Below are 17,507 nucleotides of genomic sequence, written 5' to 3'. Positions count from 1 at the left end.
TCCCGCATCCTCGACTCGAATCAGGAGTATCCCGTGAGCGACGAAACAGCCGGCTCACCCTCCGCGCGGACAGTGCGCGAGGTACTGAGCGAGCTGTCGCCGACTGCTAGGACCCTCGTGCAAAAGGTCATCGACCTGGAGAACGAGAACATCCACATCAGGGAATCGACGAAGGTGGTCCCCAGCATTGTGGACGCCGTGAGGGAGTTGACCAAGTGAAGCTGCTCAAGCTGACCCTCAAGGACTTCCGTGCCTTCTACGGTGAGCAGGTCCTCGACCTCTCCGTCAGGGAGGACAAACCGGCCGTTCTCATCTTCGGCAACAACGGCGCGGGCAAGACCACGCTGCTCAACGCGTTCGGATGGGTGCTTTACGGCACCTTCTCGGACGACGTCGAACAGCAGCACCGGGTGATCCACGACAAGAAGTGGGAAGAGACCTCCTTCGGGGAGGAGGCGACGTCCTCGGTCCGACTCGACTTCGAGCACGAGGGCATCCGCTTCTCCGCGACTCGGGGCGTCACGGTGAACAAGCAGACGGAAGAACAGCAGACGGTCAGCCCGTCTCTGACAGTCACCGAGGTTGGGCCCGACGGCGAAGCCAAGTCTGTACCGAATGGCCAGGACCGGATCGAGAAGATCCTTCCCAGGGGGCTGCGACAGTTCTTCTTCTTCAACGGCGAGCGTATGGAGAAGATGTTCTCCGGCGACGACAACAACGAAGAAGTGAAGAAGGCCATCAAGACGCTTCTCAACTTGGAGACCATTGAGCGGGCCATCGCCGATCTCCCCAAGGCTTCTCGTCTCCTTGCCCGTGCGATCGACTCCAAGGGCGATACCCGGCTGAAGCAGCTCACGGATCGCCAGGAGGAACTGGCAGCGCGAGCAAAGGCGGAGGAAGAGGAAAAACTCCGCCATTCTGCAGCAATCAGCACCTTCCAGAAGGAAGTCGAGTCGATTGGTCGTGCTCTGCGTCAAAACGAGCAGGCCGAGCCATTGCAGAAAGAACGCGAGCGACTCACCCGCCGTATCAACCAGGAGAAGGAACGTCTTGCGGACCATAAGAGCCGCAAGCGTGAGCTGCTCTCCAAACATGGGTTCCTGGCCCTCACCGCCGGGCTCGACGACAAGGTAGTCGAACTTGCGGATCGGATGCGTGAGCGCAGGCAGCTGCCAGCCGGAATCCAGCGCAGCTTCATCGAGGACATCCTCGAAGAACAGTTGTGCATGTGCGGCCGCTCTGTCGAGGAGGGGACTCCCGAGTACGAGGAGCTCAACAAGCGGAAGTACAACGCTGGCCTTGAGGATGTCCAGCACCGCTGGATGCACGTCAGCGGCGAGATGCGCAGCATGAGCGACAAACGGCAGGAACTTCTGGAGCAGCTCACTCTGAACGCTTCTGACATCCAGAAGGCAGACGCTGCCATCAGCCGGCTGGAAGCGGAGCGGTCCGAGGTGGACCGCCAGCTGGAAGGTGTAAACATCCAGGACGTGAAACGTCTGGTCGAGCGCCGCAAGGAGTGTGGCGATAAGGAGACCGAGTCCCGCGTTGCGCACAGGGAATCCGAGAACCGGATCGCCTTGATCGAGCAGGAATTGGTGAGTGTTGCTCGCCAGTACAAGTCTGCGGCGGCCAAGAACGAGGAGTCTCGCAGGATTCAGACTCAGGTCGGTTTGGTCGAGTCGGTTCGAAACGCGCTGATCGAGATTCTGGCGATCAAGACGGAAGAAGTCCGGGATCAGCTCGACAAGAAGGTCAAGGAAGTCTTCTCCCGGATCTTCATCAAGAGCTACATCCCCGAGCTCAATGATTCCTTCGAGTTGGAATTGCGTGCGCCGAGCGGTGTAGCCATCCGCTCCACCGGCGAGAACCAGATTCTCGGGCTGAGTTTCGTAGGCGCTGTTTCTGAAGTGGCCCGGAGTATCAATGCACGAAAGAGCCACGCAGATGAGGCGACGATTGAAAGCAGTGGCAGTGGTGTCTACCCAGTCGTGATGGATGCGCCCTTCGGTAGCCTTGATCTCACCTATCAGGAAGAGATCTCGAAGGCACTTCCGGCGTTGACGTCGCAGATCGTGACCCTGCTGTCGCAGTCGCAGGCCCGTGGCAACGTTATGGAGAATTTGCAGCATGCGGCCAACCGCATGTATGTGCTGCGATCCTTCACGCCGAACAGGGCAGCTGAAGAAGAGACCATTGAGATCAACAACCGTGCAGTGCCGTACGTTTCCTACGGCGCCTTCGAGTACACCGTCCTGGAGGAGGTGACCGTCTGATGGCTACTACGGATCGCTTCCGTCGCCCGCACTCCCATGAGGCCCTGCTGGATAAGCTCGCAGACAAGAAGACCGGACCATTCGCGACCATGGTCGAGGCGATGATGTTCGCTGCCGTACTTGGGCACCGCAAGGGCGAGCGCATCGCGTTTGAGAAGTCCGACGAACCGATTCGCCTGGCACTGATGGAGGGCCGACTCTACGGTGACATCCTTCTCGATATGCTCGCAGCGGTCGAGCATGAGGACGACCCGAAGATCCTCGGCAATGACCGGCAGGATGAACGAGTCCTCATCTTCGAGGAGTACGCGAACGGTGGCCTTGCGCACTTGCAGACGCTGATAAATCGCCAGCCACACCAGGAACTCGAGGTCATCATCTCTAACTTGGTCCTCGAGGGGCTCCGGAACCCTCCGGAGGAGAAGAAGGACGACGTCGGCGAGATCTTGGCCAGCGCTTCCCTGGACTGGTAGCCGTAGAGGCGGGGCGTTTCTCTTTTTACAGTAGAGGAACGCCCCGTGATCACAAGTTGCTCTTTTGGAACCTTTGCGCATACGTGCCAGCCCCTATGAAGCGCTCCCGTTTCCACGGGTCATGCTCCCTGCAGTAGACGGCACAGTTCGTCGGGTTGATTGCCCCAGATAGACGGCGAGGCGCCACAAAAAGCTCCGAATTTTGGAGTCGTGCATTACAGCCGGACGGGTCTTCGCACCGGCCACGCATTTTAGTTAGCCGGACTACCCATAGTGGACGGGGGATGCTGATAGTTCCCAGCGTTGGATGAATGAATATTCCGGCGTAGGCTGATGGCGCCCCATAGATCTCGATATGTGACGACTTCTTACGGTTGCACCAGCCGCAAGCCAGCCGCAAGTTTTCGACTGCAGTTTCTCCGCCAATTGCGACAGGTCTAACGTGGTCAACTTGCGGGAGGAGGTCGACTGATTTTAGGCCGCGGGGGCGGACGAAATCGACCGCCACAGCTGGCTGCATCGCCGGACTGTTGTCGACTTTGAGGAAAAGATCTCTGGCCGTTGGGGAAAATAGATAGCCGCAAAGATAGCATCTAGGTTTTGATTCGCTGTACCAAATCTCTTCCCGTACGCGCTTGGAAATGCGCTGACGGGCAATTATGCGGCGAAATTCAATCTCGCTCCAAGCCGTCATGGAGATGACCCTGGCCAAGTGAGATACTTCGTCTATCGGAGTTGATGCATGGTCTCTGCGTAGCGATTCTCTGACTTCGTTATAGAAGTGCGCGTAGCTGAGACTTGCATCTCTTTCGAAGGAAGCCGTGTCAACGATTCCACTTATGTACCAGATGGCCCAGGTCGAATTGATATCGGACTTGAGTAGCCACCCCAATGGGCCATGGGCGAAAGGCGGAACCACTTCTCGCGCAAGTGCATGGATCGGATCCGTCTCCCACGGGGAGCTGAAGGTATCTTGGGCCACCTTTACCCAGGAGGCCAAGCTCTTAGTGTCCATGGTGGCGCCTCAGTCAGGGCTTGTAGTTTTCTACGCGAGGAAGACGTTCAGGGTCCTTACGATATTCGACCCACACCTTGGCCCACCTCTCCCGGACAGCCTTTTGGTCCTTCTTCAGACCGACGCGCCAATCTCGATTGAAGTACTGAAGATTTACGCCTTGGAGCCATGAGTCCATAGTTTGGGTCACGTCGGCGACAGAGCTCAAGGTGAGGTCGCGATCTGTCAGGAACTGAAAATAGTCGGCGCTTAGGATGGTGAGGTGAATCTTGTTGTACAGGTTCGAGTTGGTGTTCCCCCATGCATTATGGGAGTTTGGGTCATCGTCGCCGAAGCGAGTTCTGATTTCCCAGAAGAATTTAATAGCCACATCGCGCCAAGGCCCATCAGCGGCTTGCCAGATGATCTGTTTACTTTCAAGTGTTTGGCCGGCTGAAACGAATTCTGAATCTTCGAGGAGCTTCCTGCGCCAAAGGTCGGCAAAGTCGACACTCTGGCCGAAAAGTTTACCTCCCTTGAGTTCGCGAAATATAGCGGTCAGGGATTTGAGCACCGTCCACTTTAACAGTCCGCTTGCGTCGCCACCAATCCCTGTCTGCACGAGACCCTTGAACGGACTGTCGCTAGACCTGGTCATGTATGCGACGGCCTGGGAATCATCAAATGGAATCCCTGCGCGCCGCAGGCGATCCGCTACCGGCTCTGTTTCTTCTTTGGAGAGAGAAGTGGAGACGATAGTGCCAAGGAGTGCTGGTTGCATCGGAGTGGCTTTTTGGTTAACCACCACGAACTGGAATACATGTTCCGAAGGGCTGGGATCGAGCAGGAGTGAGATGGGGAGCGAGCGAGCCTTCAGCTCTAGGACTTTCCTATTTGTGAGATCCGGGTCCTCCCCGCGATTGATCCCTTCGGCGGCGAGTTCCATTCCCTCCTGAGTTCCTGTGAAATTCTGAGCGGCGTAAACCGCACCGTGGAGGCGATGCTGTCCATCTACCAAGACGATGGGGCGCAAGTAGCTCAGCATTGCATCGATACTGAATCCTGCCAGAGTATCTGGGCGTTGTTCCGGGATCATCTCTCGAAGGATCGATGCCCGGATCTTCAACTCCTGATAGAAGTCCAAGATCTGAGTTTCTTCTACCAAGAGAACCGAAGTCAGATCGACTGACTGCTCGACTGTTTCGGAGTCTGATGAAAGGTCTTCAGGCGCCAACTCTTCTTGATCTGTATCTTCCTCATCGGAAAACTGGGTATGCCAGCCTTCATTTTGGTCGCGCGCTTGATCCAAGATAGCTCGGCGGCGATCTGGATCGAGGGGGTGCTCTCGGAGTGCAGGGACACGCTCTTCCAGCCGGTGGCACACCCGCTCCAGGGCGTCAAGAAGCGTGAGGCCATCAACGGATCGACTTCGGATGGTCAGATGTCCGAAGTTGGGATGCTGCGGATCTTCTACGAAAGTAACTGCGAGCGGGTCCTGGAGGGCGCCGAGTAGCGGGTTCTGAACGACATTGCGTTCATCGCTGAAGAAATGGGCCAGCTCACGAAGTCGTGCACGGCTCTCTTCGCGTTGCCAGCCCACAGTTTCGCTATCGCTGAGGCGGCGCCGTTGGGGAACTCCGACCCAGCGGTCGATGTCCGTGGCTTTGGCGGAGAAGAGTAGGAGGGGCTTACTGGTGCCTGACTCCCTTGAGACATACACCGGGTACTCGAAGATCTCCTCGGTCATGCCCGCTCCCCCTGCTCACGAATCGGCTCAACTCGCGCGATCTTACACGTGTCGCACGTCACGTGCGTCTGGCTTGTGTCGTGCAGGGGGGAGCCGCAGCCCGGCGTGAAGTCGGTGATCTGGTAGAGGTTTTGTTACCTTGCCGTCGACGAGATGAGCCCTTCGACCGTGGTCATCTCCTTGTGGGCACCGAGATACCCGATACCCCGAGCCAGGTGGATCGTGAGCGTCTTGGAGACATTCTCGTCCGTCGGCTCCAGGCCGTCAGCGACGCAGCGCTGCTTCAAGAGAGCCAAGTAGAGGTCTCCGTGCTGGCCGGCAAAGGTCTTCCAGGACATCTCGACGTTGGAGTCGGTGACGACATCCTTGACCAGCGGCGTGGAGGCATCTGCCAGGGAGAGGGCGAGGGCCCAGCGGCACAGGACGTTCCAATGTGTGATGCCGGTGGTGCGCTTGAGGCGCACCAGGCGGTCCTTGCTCGGTGTAGCGAGGCGGATGTTCTCAAGCGACATTCTGGGCTCCTACGTTCCACCAGTAGCCCTCGACGACGCTGGTGGTGAAGTTCGTGTCGTCGTGGACCAGGGTGTACGTGTGGGCGACGGACTTCTTCAGGCGGCCCAGGAGATATTCATCGATCTCCTCGTCCGTGGAGAGTAGGAGGACCTGTTCGCTGGCGTACGGGAAGTAGCGGTCGACCAGGTGTTCCCGGTGACGGCTGTCGAGGCGGCCGAGAGGCGTGTCGATGACGCTGGGCAGGCGGTTGCCGGCCACCTTCATGAGCCCCCACAGGAGGGAGACCGCCAGGAGCTGCCGCTCGCCGGCACTGAGTCGCCCGGGGTCGAGGGACTCGCCCTCCGCGTCGGACAGGGTGAGCGTGAACTTGACGGTGTCGATCCTCAGGTCATGGACCAGGCCCTGCTTCCGCATGAGCTCCTTGAAGCTCTGCAGGACTGCGACTTCCAGGCGGTTGATGTGACGCTGGAGCAGCGCCTCGCCGAAGCGTTCCAGAGTGCTGCGAGCCTTCTCCGAGTACTTGATGATTCGCTCGACCTCTTCGGCCTTGACCTTGGTCTGAACGAAGCTCTTGTGGGCTCGCTCCAGAGCAGCCCTGACATTCTCTCGTCGCCGCTTCAGCTCAAGGATCCGCTGGTCGTCGCGGGCCATACCTTCCTGGATCCGTGCGACTTTCTGAGCCTGCTCGTCGCGGGCGTCCTGGAGAGCCTCCACCTTGCTCTGCTCAGGGACACCGGCCAACTGACGATCCAGCTGATCCACTTCTTCGGAGGCGATGGCGGCCTGTTCCAGAAGTTCAGCTGCCCTGGCCTTGTCTCGGACCAGTCCCTCGTCCAGTACGGAGATCTGCGCCAGCGCGTCGTGCGGAAGACCAAGGCTGACCTTGAGAGCAGTGGACTTCGAGCGTTTCTCTCTGTCCTGGTCCAGCTTCTCCATCACTTCGTTGCGGGCGCTCTCAGGCAGGAGCTGGAGCAACCACTCATCGCGTTCGGTGAGGACATCGAGCACCTGCTCGGCCTCTGCCGCAGAGTGCTCTTGCTTGGCCTGCTTACGCAGTTCCTTGAGCTGCTTACTCATGAGCAGGAAGGGGAGCGGGCCGGCTGCGAGCTGGACGAGCGAAGCACGAAGGTCGGCCAGTTGGTTGCCTGCACGCTTGCGCTCGGTGTCCAACTCAACGCGGCGCTCGAAGAGCCCGCCGCCCTCCTTCTTGAACTCGTCATCGAGGGAGCCGAGGTCACGCTCAGCCTTACGAAGGGTCTTCGCGCGGTCGGCACGTTCTTGTGCCGCTACGTCCAGCTCCTCCTGTACAGAGGCCAGCTCTTGCTCCTGGGCCTGAATGTTGTCCATCAGGTGCTGCTCTTCGCCGGAGAGCTTCTGACGGCGCTGGAGTGCGAGAAGGTCGGTGCGGAGCTGCTCCACCGTGCTCACGCCGAGCAGTGAGTGCACGGCCGACTCGATGACTGTTGCCGCGCGCTCGGGATCGGCGAGCGACTCGATCTTCTCCCCGTCGAAGAAGGACAGCGAGGCAACTTCCAACGGAAGCAGGTCCTCGACGTGATCGGCCCATCCCTGGCTGAGATGGCGGCTGTACTTGAGCTCGGGCTGCGCACGGTGCATGGCCTGGCCCTTGTCGCCATAGTTCTCGTCCACTTGGACGTTGAGGAACTCCTTCAACGTCTTGCCGCTGGTGTGCCAGCTCCGATCGACCTTGTAGTAGTGCTCCGTGGCGTCCACCGTGACGGTGAACTCCAAGGTGATCGATGCGCCGCGGGTCGGGTCATGCTGCCGGTTGATGCTCTCGCGGAGGAAGGTCTCGTACGACTTGCTGCCACGGCTGCTGCAGCGGGCCCGGGGACCGTAGAGCACGAGTTGGATGGCGTCGAGAAGCGTCGTCTTACCGCAGCCGTTGAGACCGCCGATCAGGATGATCGGCTTGTTCTTCTTCACGGTGAGGTCAAGAGACTGCTTACCTCGGTACGCCCCGAACTCTTCGAGGGTGATCTTACGCAGGAGCATCGATGCCGGTTTCTTCGTCGAAGGTCGGGTTGGTCTCCGCGTCCTTGCGCCACTGCTTCTTGCGCTGAGCGAAGGCGAATGCGTCGTCGCGGTCCTCGTAAAAGCCCTTCTGGACAGCCGACTCGAGGGCTTGGAAGAGACCGGAGCGCCGGGACATGGTTCGGTACTTGCGCTCCACGGAGAGCAGCTCACGCACCATGTCGTAGTGCAGCTCGTCGCCCTCGCAGACCTCCTTGAGGAGTTCCATCTCGTCGGCGCCCATCACGAGCTGCTCGTCGAGCGCGCCGCCGGGGAAGTTCTCGCCCGTTGCCTCCTTGTAGATCCTCGGCACGCTGTCCTCGACCTCGTGCTTGTCGAAGACCCAGATGCGGCGGATCTCGTGGAGTTCGGCAGGAGTGATCAGCTCGATGTTGCGGACGTGCTCGGGCGCGTGGGCCCTGATCCAAGTCTGGGCGTCGAGGAGGTCCTTGAGCCACTTCTCCCGGAAGTTCTGGAGGTACGGGCCGTGGACGACCACGTCTTCACCGTCGCTGCGACGGGTGAAGAGGTTCACCTGGCCGTTCATTCGGCGGAAGTCGCGGGCCAGTCGGTCGGGCCGGGCGTGGGGCAGCTTCTTGACCGGGTTGTAGTCGGGGTCGTCCTTGTCCTCGACGAATCCGAAGGGGGAGTCGAGCTTGTCCCGGAGGTCCAGGAGCGGCTGCATCCACTCCTTCTCCTCGTCGTTGCTGATCATGGCCGTCATGGACTTGTCCTGCTCGACCAGAGTGCAGGTCCAGCAGCCGAAGCGGCTGGAGCCGCAGGACGGCGTGGTCGAGTCCACGACCAGCGGGCACTCGCCGTCTTCAGAAGCGCCCTGGTACATGGTCAACAGGTCGTGATTGTTGTAGCCCCAGGGATTGGGCTTCTGCATCAGGTATTCCCAGACATCGTCGTTGGTCCAGTCCTCGACCGGGCTGTAGACGAGCGAATTGGGAAGGTTCGCGTTGGGGGAGAGGCGGTCGCGGACGCGCCGCTTCTCGTGCTTCTCCATCGCGCGGGCGCGGGCCTGGCTCTCCGTCTTGCGGATACCGAGGACCATGATGGCCTCGCCGTGCGCCGCCACGACGTTACGGATGAAAGAGTTCGACGGCTTGATCTTGAGACGCTCGGTACACCACCGGAACTTCGGACGCGGAGCCGGGTAGCCGCGGCCGATGAGGTTGACCCAGAAGGTGTCCTTGATCTCCGGGGTCAGCTTGTGCGGCTCGATGGGGAGGCCCTGTTCAGCAGCGGCCTTCTCCATGGTCTCTAGCGACGTAGTGACCCAAGCCGCCACGACCGGATTCTCGACCAGAGTGTCCGTGCTGATGACGTGAACAGTCTTGGTCCGCTTCTCAGCTGGGAGTTCCTTGAGAGCAGTCCAGACCAGTTGCAGGACAGCAGTGGAGTCCTTGCCGCCGCTGTAGCCGATTACCCAGGGAACCTCGTCCGCGGTGTAGAGCTCACGGACCTCCTCGGTCAGTTCGGTGGTGACCTCGTCGAGCGACCGCCCATCGAACGGCAGCCGGCGTACGGCGGGGATACCAAGAGGTAGCGGAGTGCTCATGCTTCGCCTCGCAGATAGGCGTCTTCCACACGCTGTTCCTCCGGGCTGAGGTCCAGGCCAAGGTGGGTACGCAGGTAGTTCACGGTCAGGGTTACGTTCTGGTGGCTCTTGGAGACGCGGCCTCCCACGATCGCGCGTCCTTCCCAGTGAGGGTTCGCCCGGGTCCAGTTCACCGTCTTCAACGGCCCCAGTTGCTTCTTCCACTTGGAGGGTGCGGTGGACTCCCGGAACAGGGAGTTGCCGATCCGCCCCAGGGCGTGGAGGGCGATGCCGTGGCTGTGGATGAAGTCGCGGCGCATCTCGGTCGCGGAGAGTTCTTTGTTGCGGACCTGGGCCCACTCGGGGAGCGACTTATCGATCGCCTCCCAGTACGACTGCGCGAGGTCGGTGGCCTTGTCGGCTTCGATCTCCAGCCCCTGCAGCAGCGCCTGGGTCCCGAAGTACAGGGCGCTGAGCGTGAACATCATCCGGGATCGGGCCGAGAGGTTGCTCTTCTCCATCTCGACATAGCCCTTGAAGATGCCCGACTGGCTGATCATCGAGCGGACCACCTGGGACGACGTGTCCCGGTGGTCGTAGAGGACGCCGATGGAGCGTGCCGGTCGCACCGCGTGCCGGTTGAGGTCGGCGAACATCTGTTGGGAGCGGGCGAGCCCGGAGTCCTGGAAGAAGACGACCGCGATGGTCTCCTCGCCGAGGTCGGGATTCTCCTTGAGGGCGAGCTCGATAGCGGCACGTCGGTGCTGACCATCGTTGATCAGGAACCGGGCGTCCATGGGGATCCGGAGCTGCCCCGTACGGAAGCCAGTGCCGTCAGGGCTGTGGCTCTCGAAATCCATGTCACCGTCGACGGAAGCAGTGAGGGCGCTGAAGATGTAGTCGTCCGGGTTGTCCAGGATGTACTTGGACAGGGCGGGGAGGCGTCCTTTGTTGAGGATGCGCTGAGCGCGCAGCGCGGGAGACAGCTCTTCCTCGTCGAAGATGAAGATCTTGGGGATCAGGCGTAGCGGGCACATCGAGACGTAGAACTCGCGACCTGCCTGGATGCCCCGAATTGCCGGGAAAGTGTACTCGAACCCGGTTGATGTGCGCGGGGCGACGACTCGGGTCGTAGGTGCCACGGCTTCGTTCTCCACTTCGGCAACTTTAACGTACTGACGGTCACCGGCGTCCATCGCCTGACGTACCAAGGCATCCTTCTGTGCCCAGGGAGCAGTCGGAGCAGTGGGAGCGATCGGTGAGGGGCGAGTTGCCCGTCTTGATGTACTGCCACCTGAGAGGATGCCGTGAGCTGCTTTTGTTGTTGACGTACCTAGACGTGCCCTGCTGTGCGTTAGCGGGTGACGCGTGTACGTTAATGGATTGACGTACGCGACGACAGGTGAATGACCAAGAAGTGGGTGGCTGTTTTGGTGGCGTATCTGGATGTGGCAGCAACGACGCGGGTCGACCCTCGGGTCGCCAACGTGGTGCTCCACTGGATGACCGAAGACTTCGGGAACGCTGGCAGCCGCACCCACGAGTACGGGACCAGGGCAAAGAAGGCGGTCAAGGAGGCGCGGACATTCCTGGCGGGAACGGTCGGCGCCAAGGTCGAAGAGGTCATCTTCACCAGCGGAGCCACCGAGTCCAACAACATTGCGCTCCTGGGTATCGCCCCGTACGGGGAGAAGTATCAGCGCCGCCACATCATCACGTCCGCCATCGAGCACAAAGCAGTCGTCGAGCCCCTGCTGCACCTCCAGGGCAAGGGGTTCGAAGTCGACTTTCTGGAGCCCGGACCTTCAGGCCGGATCACGACGGAGGCCGTGTTGGAGAAGCTGCGCCCGGACACCCTCCTGGTGTCACTGATGCACGTGAACAACGAGACCGGCGTGATCCAGCCCGTGGCTGAGCTCGCGGAGAAGCTGAGGGCGACACCGACGTACTTCCATGTCGATGCCGCCCAGGGGTACGGAAAACTTCCCGAGGATTTGAAGGCGCCCATCGACTTGATCAGCATCAGCGGCCACAAGGTAGGGGCGCCGAAGGGCGTGGGAGCGCTGATCACGCGACGGCGTGGCTGGGACAAGGTGCCACTGGAGCCGATCATGTTTGGCGGCGGGCAGGAGCGGAAACTTCGCCCGGGGACGCTGCCCGTACCGTTGATCATGGGGTTCTACGAGGCGGCCAAGATCTTCCAGGAGTCGCGAGGGAACTGGGAGCGGGAGGCACGCGATATGCGCGAGCGCATCTTGAAGGCGCTCGGTAAGACTCGGTTCAAGGTCAACGGCGATGTGGATCATTCGGTGCCACACATCCTGAACGTGACCTTCGACGGTCTGAACGCGGAAGCGTTGATCGTGCGGCTGAAAAACCAGGTCGCGGTCGCTACAGGGTCGGCGTGCACTAGCGCCTCGTACACGCCGAGTCATGTTCTAACCGCGATGGGGCTTCCCGAGGACGTCGCTGCGAACGGGCTGCGCTTCTCCTGGTTCCCCAGCCAGGTTCTCGACTTCGATCCAGAGGAGCTTGCGGAGACAGTGGCACGGATGCAGCCGGACGCACCCTGAAGCCCGTATGTCTCACCGGGATCAGTCGGCTGCGCGGTGCACCAGGCGGTGGCCGCGCAGCTCGCGTCTGCAGCGGATCAGCTCTGCTTCCCAACCACTCTCGGTACCGATGAGGTGAGGGTGCTCGTACAGTCCAGCCTTGATTTCTGAGTCGGTGAGACGGCGGTACTTCTGGGCGTCCGGGTCGTCGGGCGCCAAGAACTCGTGCTTCCTGTGTAGCAGAGGGCGGTTGGCGGAGTCGGAGTACGAGATGTGTGAGGTCTCAAGAGTCTTCAGGTCTACGAGGTAAGACGACGTGATCCGCGGGTGAGGATCGGTATCGAACTCCGGGTAGTCGAGCCAGCTCACTGCGCGACCTTGATGCTTGAGCTTGGTAACGGCCCACTGCTGCGGGCGGCCAGCGGCGATCGACGCGCAGTGCTCGTACAGCCGCAGGACGGTAGGCATGTGATCGACCGCGCGGCGGTGCACGTAGAGCGCGGTCTGGGTGAGCTTGCCGACTGCGGATGCGTGCATCGCACTGCGTACGTAGCCGTCGTCGCGGAGCTTCAGTAGGAGGCGGTCTGCCCGCTGACACGCCTCTTTGTAGGAGGAGAAGAACGCGCGGACGTCGAGCTGGACGCTGAGAGGCAGGCCGTTGAAGGGGCCGCGCCCGTTGAAGAGTTCAACGGCCAGGAACAGCAAGGTGTTGAGGGTGGAGCGTTTTCCGCCTTCGCCCACCTTGTCCGCGTCAGCAGTGTCGCGGGTGAGGCGTTTGAGCTCGCCGGGTTTGAGGTGGGCCAGCAGCTCGGCCATCGGCCGCGGCATCTCCTCGACGTGGGGTGGCCGGCCACGCCGCTCGTGGTAATCGATGAGCGACGCGATGGCCGTGGTGGTGTCCTCGGAGGTGAGCCATTCCGCGTCCGGCACGACGCGGTGGGCCAGGTAGCTCAGGCGAGCGCTGTCATTCTTGAACGCGTAGACGATGCCGGGGGCAGCAGAGACACAGCGTGTGCCTGTGGTCTCTTCGACGTAGTTACGGATCTCGCTTGAGCCGAAGAGGTGCTGGAAGGTCCGGCGGCTGGTGAGCAAGCCGTCCCCGAACTCTTCACCTCGAACCTTGGACTTCTCCCAGGTGAGGCGAGTGGAGACGATCAGAACGGTGGTCGCCAGCTCCCAGGCGTGTAGCAACGTCTGGCGGCGCTCTTCCGGGTCCTCGATGACGTTGAGAACGTAGGTGAGTAGGACGACGTCGGCCGGAGCAGTGGGGGAGTCGGGGCTGTAGTACGGGTCCCAGCCGGTGATACGGCAGTCGAGTCGTTCCAGAGACCGGACGTCACCGCCGCGGCCGCAGCCGTAATCGAGGATGGTGCGGCCAGGGGCAAGTTGCTGGTCGGCCAGAGCCTGACGGGCGGGGATGGAGAGCGTGGCGCGACCGATTGCTGTACGCCGACGGTCACTGTTCCAGGACTCCTGCATGGGGCCTCGCTGAGTTGTGCGTGGTGCAGGCAGGTTATCCATTCGGTACAGGGCTGTCCCGAGAATCGGCGGGTATCTCGGTGCAGTGCACGGGCCTTGGTGATCTAGGCAATGGCCCGGGTATCTGCCCGAGCCCCGTGGAGGCGAGTCGGAGGGCGTCCGCGCTGGGTGCGGCGTGCGTCAAGAGATCGCACGTAGCGCCCGTAACGCACACTGAACCCTGGTCCGAATTGTTCCTGGTGTGCTGCTGACCTGTGGTTTTCTTCCACATGTTTCTGATTCACATCTTCCCGATGACGCATCACGTGGAGTGCGTGGCGATCCTCGAACCGATCGCGAAGGACGCCTGATACCTGCGGCTTTGTGCCTGTGCGTTATGCGCGGTGCGGGCGTTAAGGGCGAAATCTCGACGCTGGGATGACGCTCGTGACGCTCATTCGGTGCTCGTTCTGGTGGCCGACGGGCGCGGCGGATGCACCGACCCGCGAGAGGCGGGCGGACGTCCGTCTCGGCCACGCTGCCGCAGGCCCATGTCCAGGGCATTCAGGGCGAGTTGGGGACGGTGGCCGGGATTCGGAGTGTGGGCGCCGCACCGGCGACGAGCGTTGATCTTCGGCGTACCAACGCACTGCCCCGGGCAGCACGCGGCATCCGACACCCTACGTGTCCGCCGAAGCCTTCCGGCTCTGGTCCGGTACGAAGGAGGATCGCTCGCCGGTCTGCCCCTGGCACAGGGCGCGGCCGAACGTCGCCGCGTACGGGTGTGGGTTGGTGCGCGGGTAGGCGTAGGTGAGGACGGCGGGTGGGGCGCCCGTGAGGGGCAGGTACAGGATGTCCGGATCCGGATACTGCGCTGCCACCGACACGGGGAGCACGCCGACGCCGCGCCGGCCGGCGACGGCGTGCAGGTACTCCTCGATGTTGGAGGTCTCCGCGCCGATCTCGGGGGTGGCGTCGGCCGGCCAGTCCTGTGCCGAGAGCGTGCCGCTGACGGTGTTGACGATGAGGCAGCGGCGCCCGAGGTCGCGCCAGGTGACCCGCTCGCGCACGGCCAGGGTGGAGGTCCGGGCGACCGCCGCGATGTGCGGCTCCCGCAGGATTTCGGTGGTGATCAGACGCGGATCGCGGACGGTCCCCCAGAGGAGGGCCGCATCCACGGAGCCCTCGCGCAGTCCGGCGGTGCGGTCGTCCCGGCGCACCGTCTGGACGAGGACGAGATGACGCTCCTCCAGCGCGGCCTGCGCCTGGCGGCCACGCTGGAGGGGGTAGCCCCAGGCGTAGCCGAGCCGCAGTGAGGACTGCGGCTCGGGGGGCTGGAGCGCCGTTTCCAGCTGGGGCAGCAGGACTTGGAGATCGGCCCGCAGGCGGTGCCCCTCCGGGGTGAGGCGCGGGTGGCGGGTGCTGCGGTCCACCAGCGTCCGGCCCAGCACACCCTCCAGACGCTGGATGTGCCGGCTGAGGGTGGGCTGGGAGATACCGAGACGGTCGGCGGCCCAGGTGAAGTGCTGTTCCTCAGCCAGGGTCAGAAAGCATTGCAAGTGACGGAGCCCGATATCCATGGGCGCCATGCTAGCCAACCCTGGCCATTTCCCCAGGTCAGGGTGTTGTGGCCGCATTCTCCCCGCGCCGGATGGCACCACGTACCACGGTCAGGTGCAGCAAGAGGGCGACCACGGTGAGCGCGCCCGTGTAGTACGGAAGCTGGCCCGGGGCGGCGCCGAGGCCCAGGACGAGGCCGCCGAGCGCCGACCCGATGCCGCTGCCGAGATAGACGGCGGAACTGTTCAGCGAGACGGCGACCGTGGCCTGTTCGGGCTGGGCCGCGATGAGCTGGTGCTGCTGAGGCACCTGCACGGCCCAGCCGGCCGCGCCCCAGATCACGAGCGGGACGACCGCCAGGGCCGCGGCGGCGTGAGCGGCGGCGGGCAGCACGAACTGGCTGGCCACGATGAGGACCAGGATCCAGGTGACCGCGGCGAAGGGACGCTTGGTCCGGTCCACGATGCGGCCGATGAGGAGGCTGCCGATGATGCCGCCCGCGCCCCAGGCCCACATGGCCCAGACCGTCTGGTGAGTGTGGGCGGCGTCGAGCAGGAACTCGGCGAGGTAGGTGTACAGACCGAGGCTGGCGATGCCGCCGAGCAGCGAGACGGACACGATGCCGGCGACCCGGCCGCTGGCCAGGGCACGGACTCGACGGCCCAGCGGCGGCGGAGGGCTCACCTCGATCTTCGGCAGCCGCACGATGCCGATCAGCGCGACCACGCCCAGCGCGGTGATCAGCCACAGCGTGCCGCGCCACCCGATGTGCGAGGCGAGGAGCATGCCGACCGGGACGCCGATGACGGTGCCGATGCTCAGCCCGCCCATGACGGTGGCGAGTGCGCGGCCACGCCGTTCCGGAGTGGTGAGGCCGGCTGCCGTGGCGGCGGCTATCGGCGAGTACACGCCCGCGCCGATGCCCGCCACCGCGCGCGCGATCAGGAGGACCGGCAGCGTGGGGGCGACGGCGGTCAGCGCGTTGCCGATCGTGAAGACCACCAACGCCACGCCGAGCACCACCTTCGCCGACCGCTTGGCCAGCAGGGTGGCGAAGACCGGCCCGCCCAGCGCGTAGCAGAGCGTGAAGACCGTGACCATCTGCCCGGCCGACGACGCCGAGATGCTCAGGTCCTCCGACACGTGGGGCAGCAGTCCGGCCATCACGTAGGCGTCCACGCCGAGCGCGAACGTGCCCAGCGCGAGGAGCGGGATGAACCTGCTGCGGCCGTCCTGCGTCTTGGGAGGGGCTGTTGTCTGTGTGGCGCTCATCCGAGGCGCTCCAAGTCCGTTTCGGTGCTGACCTGACGGCCGTCGGGGAAGTAGCCGACCGGTCCGGTCAACTCGGCCGTCCTTTCGATCTCGTTGAGCAGGCGCTGCAGCCGTACGGACTCCTCGATACCGGCGAACGGCACGACGGGCCGCTGCCGGTCGTGCGCGAAACGTACGGCGTCCGCGACGATGCGCCGCAGCCCGACGATGGTGTCGAACCCTTCGGGAACGGGGTCGTGGCGGGTGTCCACCTCGCAGAGCGTCTCCTCCCGGCCGTCGACGACCCGCCAGATCCGCAACTGGTCCGCGTCCCAGGTGGGGTTGGAGTACTCCGCGGCCGCGTAGACCAGGCCGCCCTCGGGGTCCCGGAAGGTGCAGTCGATCGTGCGTTGGCGGGTGACGTTGACGAAGCTGCTGTAGACGCTCACCACGGCATCGCCCAGCTGGGCCGTCAGGGCCACGCTGTCCAGGACGTCGGGTCCGGAGATGGAGTAGTCGGAGCAGACGCCGACGGCGTTGCGGAGCTGGAGCCGCGAGCCGTCGAGGGCGAGCCGCTGAACCAGGTCCAGGGAATGGATCACTTCGCTCGTGACTCCGACCGTGGGCCGGTGGTCGTTGATGCGGTTCTTGCCCCAAGTGGCGTGGGCCCGCACCAGGTTCAGCCGGTTGCGGTGCACGTACTCCTGGAGGGCCATGCTCGCTTCCGAGTACCGCCCCACCAGGTCCATGGCGAACCCGGAGACATCGCTCAGGGCCGAGGCCACGGCGTCCAGGTCGTCATGCGCGGAGGTGAGGGGCTTCTCGGCCAGGACGAAGCCCCGGTAGCCCCCCAGGCGCGTCAGGATTTCTGCGTGCGCCGAGTCCGTCACCGCGACGATGACGAGATCGGGCGAGAACGCGTCGAGGGCGCCTTCGATCGTTTCGAAGTACGGGACGTCTTCGATGCTGCGGTGCCGGGCGTGGTAGGCGATCTCGATGTCGAGACCGAGTTCCCGCGGGCCGGAGAGGCTGCGCAGTGCGGTCAGGAATCGCGTACCGGCGTAGCCCATGCCGGCGATCAGTACTTTCACGGTGTCCATGGG

Annotated in this window: 14 protein-coding genes; 4 read left to right on the top strand and 10 right to left on the bottom strand. The window is 62.9% G+C overall.

Going from position 1 to position 17,507, the window contains the following annotated elements; all coding sequences use genetic code 11:
* Positions 1–33 precede the first annotated feature (33 nt).
* From ACSHXC_RS09815 to ACSHXC_RS09805, 3 genes are read left to right on the top strand one after another with little or no spacing between them, the layout of a single operon-like run.
* Positions 34–219, top strand: a complete 186-nt coding sequence (locus tag ACSHXC_RS09815) for a hypothetical protein (RefSeq protein ID WP_283141035.1) — start codon at positions 34–36, stop codon at positions 217–219.
* Entirely contained in the window at positions 216–2,276 is a 2,061-nt protein-coding gene (locus tag ACSHXC_RS09810) for an AAA family ATPase (RefSeq protein WP_438291215.1), read from the top strand. The genes ACSHXC_RS09815 and ACSHXC_RS09810 overlap by 4 nt, the downstream gene beginning before the upstream one ends.
* Complete coding sequence (locus tag ACSHXC_RS09805; protein ID WP_438291214.1) at positions 2,276–2,749, top strand: DNA phosphorothioation-associated protein 4; 474 nt, start codon at positions 2,276–2,278, stop codon at positions 2,747–2,749. The genes ACSHXC_RS09810 and ACSHXC_RS09805 overlap by 1 nt, the downstream gene beginning before the upstream one ends.
* 49 nt (positions 2,750–2,798) lie before the next feature.
* Here the strand turns inward: ACSHXC_RS09805 and ACSHXC_RS09800 are convergent, their stop codons facing one another.
* The 6 genes from ACSHXC_RS09800 to dndB form a co-directional block, all read right to left on the bottom strand.
* Positions 2,799–3,269, bottom strand: a complete 471-nt coding sequence (locus ACSHXC_RS09800; RefSeq protein ID WP_438296502.1) for an HNH endonuclease — start codon at positions 3,267–3,269, stop codon at positions 2,799–2,801.
* A gap of 508 nt (positions 3,270–3,777) precedes the next feature.
* Positions 3,778–5,490, bottom strand: a complete 1,713-nt coding sequence (locus ACSHXC_RS09795) for a hypothetical protein (RefSeq protein ID WP_438291213.1) — start codon at positions 5,488–5,490, stop codon at positions 3,778–3,780.
* A gap of 134 nt (positions 5,491–5,624) precedes the next feature.
* Positions 5,625–6,002, bottom strand: a complete 378-nt coding sequence (gene dndE, locus ACSHXC_RS09790) for a DNA sulfur modification protein DndE (RefSeq protein WP_438291212.1) — start codon at positions 6,000–6,002, stop codon at positions 5,625–5,627.
* Positions 5,992–8,019 (bottom strand): DNA sulfur modification protein DndD, encoded by a 2,028-nt coding sequence (dndD, locus tag ACSHXC_RS09785; protein WP_438291211.1) that lies wholly within the window; start codon positions 8,017–8,019, stop codon positions 5,992–5,994. Before dndD ends, dndE begins: the two co-directional genes overlap by 11 nt.
* Positions 8,006–9,604, bottom strand: coding sequence for a DNA phosphorothioation system sulfurtransferase DndC (dndC, locus tag ACSHXC_RS09780; RefSeq protein ID WP_438291210.1), 1,599 nt, complete (start codon positions 9,602–9,604; stop codon positions 8,006–8,008). The genes dndD and dndC overlap by 14 nt, the downstream gene beginning before the upstream one ends.
* Positions 9,601–10,740: a DNA sulfur modification protein DndB gene (gene dndB / locus ACSHXC_RS09775; protein ID WP_438291209.1), complete on the bottom strand. Its 1,140-nt coding sequence runs from the start codon at positions 10,738–10,740 to the stop codon at positions 9,601–9,603. The genes dndC and dndB overlap by 4 nt, the downstream gene beginning before the upstream one ends.
* 249 nt (positions 10,741–10,989) lie before the next feature.
* Between dndB and dndA the strand changes: the two genes are divergently transcribed.
* The gene (gene dndA / locus ACSHXC_RS09770) at positions 10,990–12,156 is read left to right on the top strand and encodes a cysteine desulfurase DndA (protein ID WP_438291208.1); all 1,167 of its coding nucleotides are present in this window, start codon (positions 10,990–10,992) and stop codon (positions 12,154–12,156) included.
* 21 nt (positions 12,157–12,177) lie between these two features.
* On the opposite strand, the gene ACSHXC_RS09765 is transcribed toward dndA, so the two are convergent.
* The 4 genes from ACSHXC_RS09765 to ACSHXC_RS09750 form a co-directional block, all read right to left on the bottom strand.
* Positions 12,178–13,614, bottom strand: coding sequence for a DNA phosphorothioation-associated putative methyltransferase (locus ACSHXC_RS09765; protein ID WP_438291207.1), 1,437 nt, complete (start codon positions 13,612–13,614; stop codon positions 12,178–12,180).
* A 659-nt stretch (positions 13,615–14,273) separates the two neighbouring features.
* Positions 14,274–15,173, bottom strand: a complete 900-nt coding sequence (locus ACSHXC_RS09760) for a LysR family transcriptional regulator (protein WP_438291206.1) — start codon at positions 15,171–15,173, stop codon at positions 14,274–14,276.
* A 37-nt stretch (positions 15,174–15,210) separates the two neighbouring features.
* Positions 15,211–16,425 (bottom strand): MFS transporter, encoded by a 1,215-nt coding sequence (locus ACSHXC_RS09755; RefSeq protein WP_438291205.1) that lies wholly within the window; start codon positions 16,423–16,425, stop codon positions 15,211–15,213.
* Positions 16,422–17,504: a Gfo/Idh/MocA family oxidoreductase gene (locus tag ACSHXC_RS09750; RefSeq protein WP_438291204.1), complete on the bottom strand. Its 1,083-nt coding sequence runs from the start codon at positions 17,502–17,504 to the stop codon at positions 16,422–16,424. The genes ACSHXC_RS09755 and ACSHXC_RS09750 overlap by 4 nt, the downstream gene beginning before the upstream one ends.
* Positions 17,505–17,507 lie beyond the last annotated feature (3 nt).

The sequence above is a fragment of the Streptomyces sp. HUAS TT7 genome, from assembly GCF_051550175.1.
Lineage (GTDB): Bacteria > Actinomycetota > Actinomycetes > Streptomycetales > Streptomycetaceae > Streptomyces.
Note: the sequence above shows the minus strand (reverse complement) of the source record. Positions and strands in the feature narration are given on the sequence as shown.

Bases quoted from the DNA above. Each gene is read 5' to 3' on its own strand.
- ACSHXC_RS09805 (WP_438291214.1), top strand. From the start codon at position 2,276: ATGGCTACTACGGATCGCTTCCGTCGCCCGCACTCCCATGAGGCCCTG.
- ACSHXC_RS09800 (WP_438296502.1), bottom strand. From the start codon at position 3,269: ATGCAGCCAGCTGTGGCGGTCGATTTCGTCCGCCCCCGCGGCCTAAAA.
- ACSHXC_RS09795 (WP_438291213.1), bottom strand. From the start codon at position 5,490: ATGACCGAGGAGATCTTCGAGTACCCGGTGTATGTCTCAAGGGAGTCA.
- dndE (WP_438291212.1), bottom strand. From the start codon at position 6,002: ATGTCGCTTGAGAACATCCGCCTCGCTACACCGAGCAAGGACCGCCTG.
- dndD (WP_438291211.1), bottom strand. From the start codon at position 8,019: ATGCTCCTGCGTAAGATCACCCTCGAAGAGTTCGGGGCGTACCGAGGT.
- dndC (WP_438291210.1), bottom strand. From the start codon at position 9,604: ATGAGCACTCCGCTACCTCTTGGTATCCCCGCCGTACGCCGGCTGCCG.
- dndA (WP_438291208.1), top strand. From the start codon at position 10,990: ATGACCAAGAAGTGGGTGGCTGTTTTGGTGGCGTATCTGGATGTGGCA.
- ACSHXC_RS09765 (WP_438291207.1), bottom strand. From the start codon at position 13,614: ATGCAGGAGTCCTGGAACAGTGACCGTCGGCGTACAGCAATCGGTCGC.
- ACSHXC_RS09760 (WP_438291206.1), bottom strand. From the start codon at position 15,173: ATGGATATCGGGCTCCGTCACTTGCAATGCTTTCTGACCCTGGCTGAG.
- ACSHXC_RS09755 (WP_438291205.1), bottom strand. From the start codon at position 16,425: ATGAGCGCCACACAGACAACAGCCCCTCCCAAGACGCAGGACGGCCGC.
- ACSHXC_RS09750 (WP_438291204.1), bottom strand. From the start codon at position 17,504: ATGGACACCGTGAAAGTACTGATCGCCGGCATGGGCTACGCCGGTACG.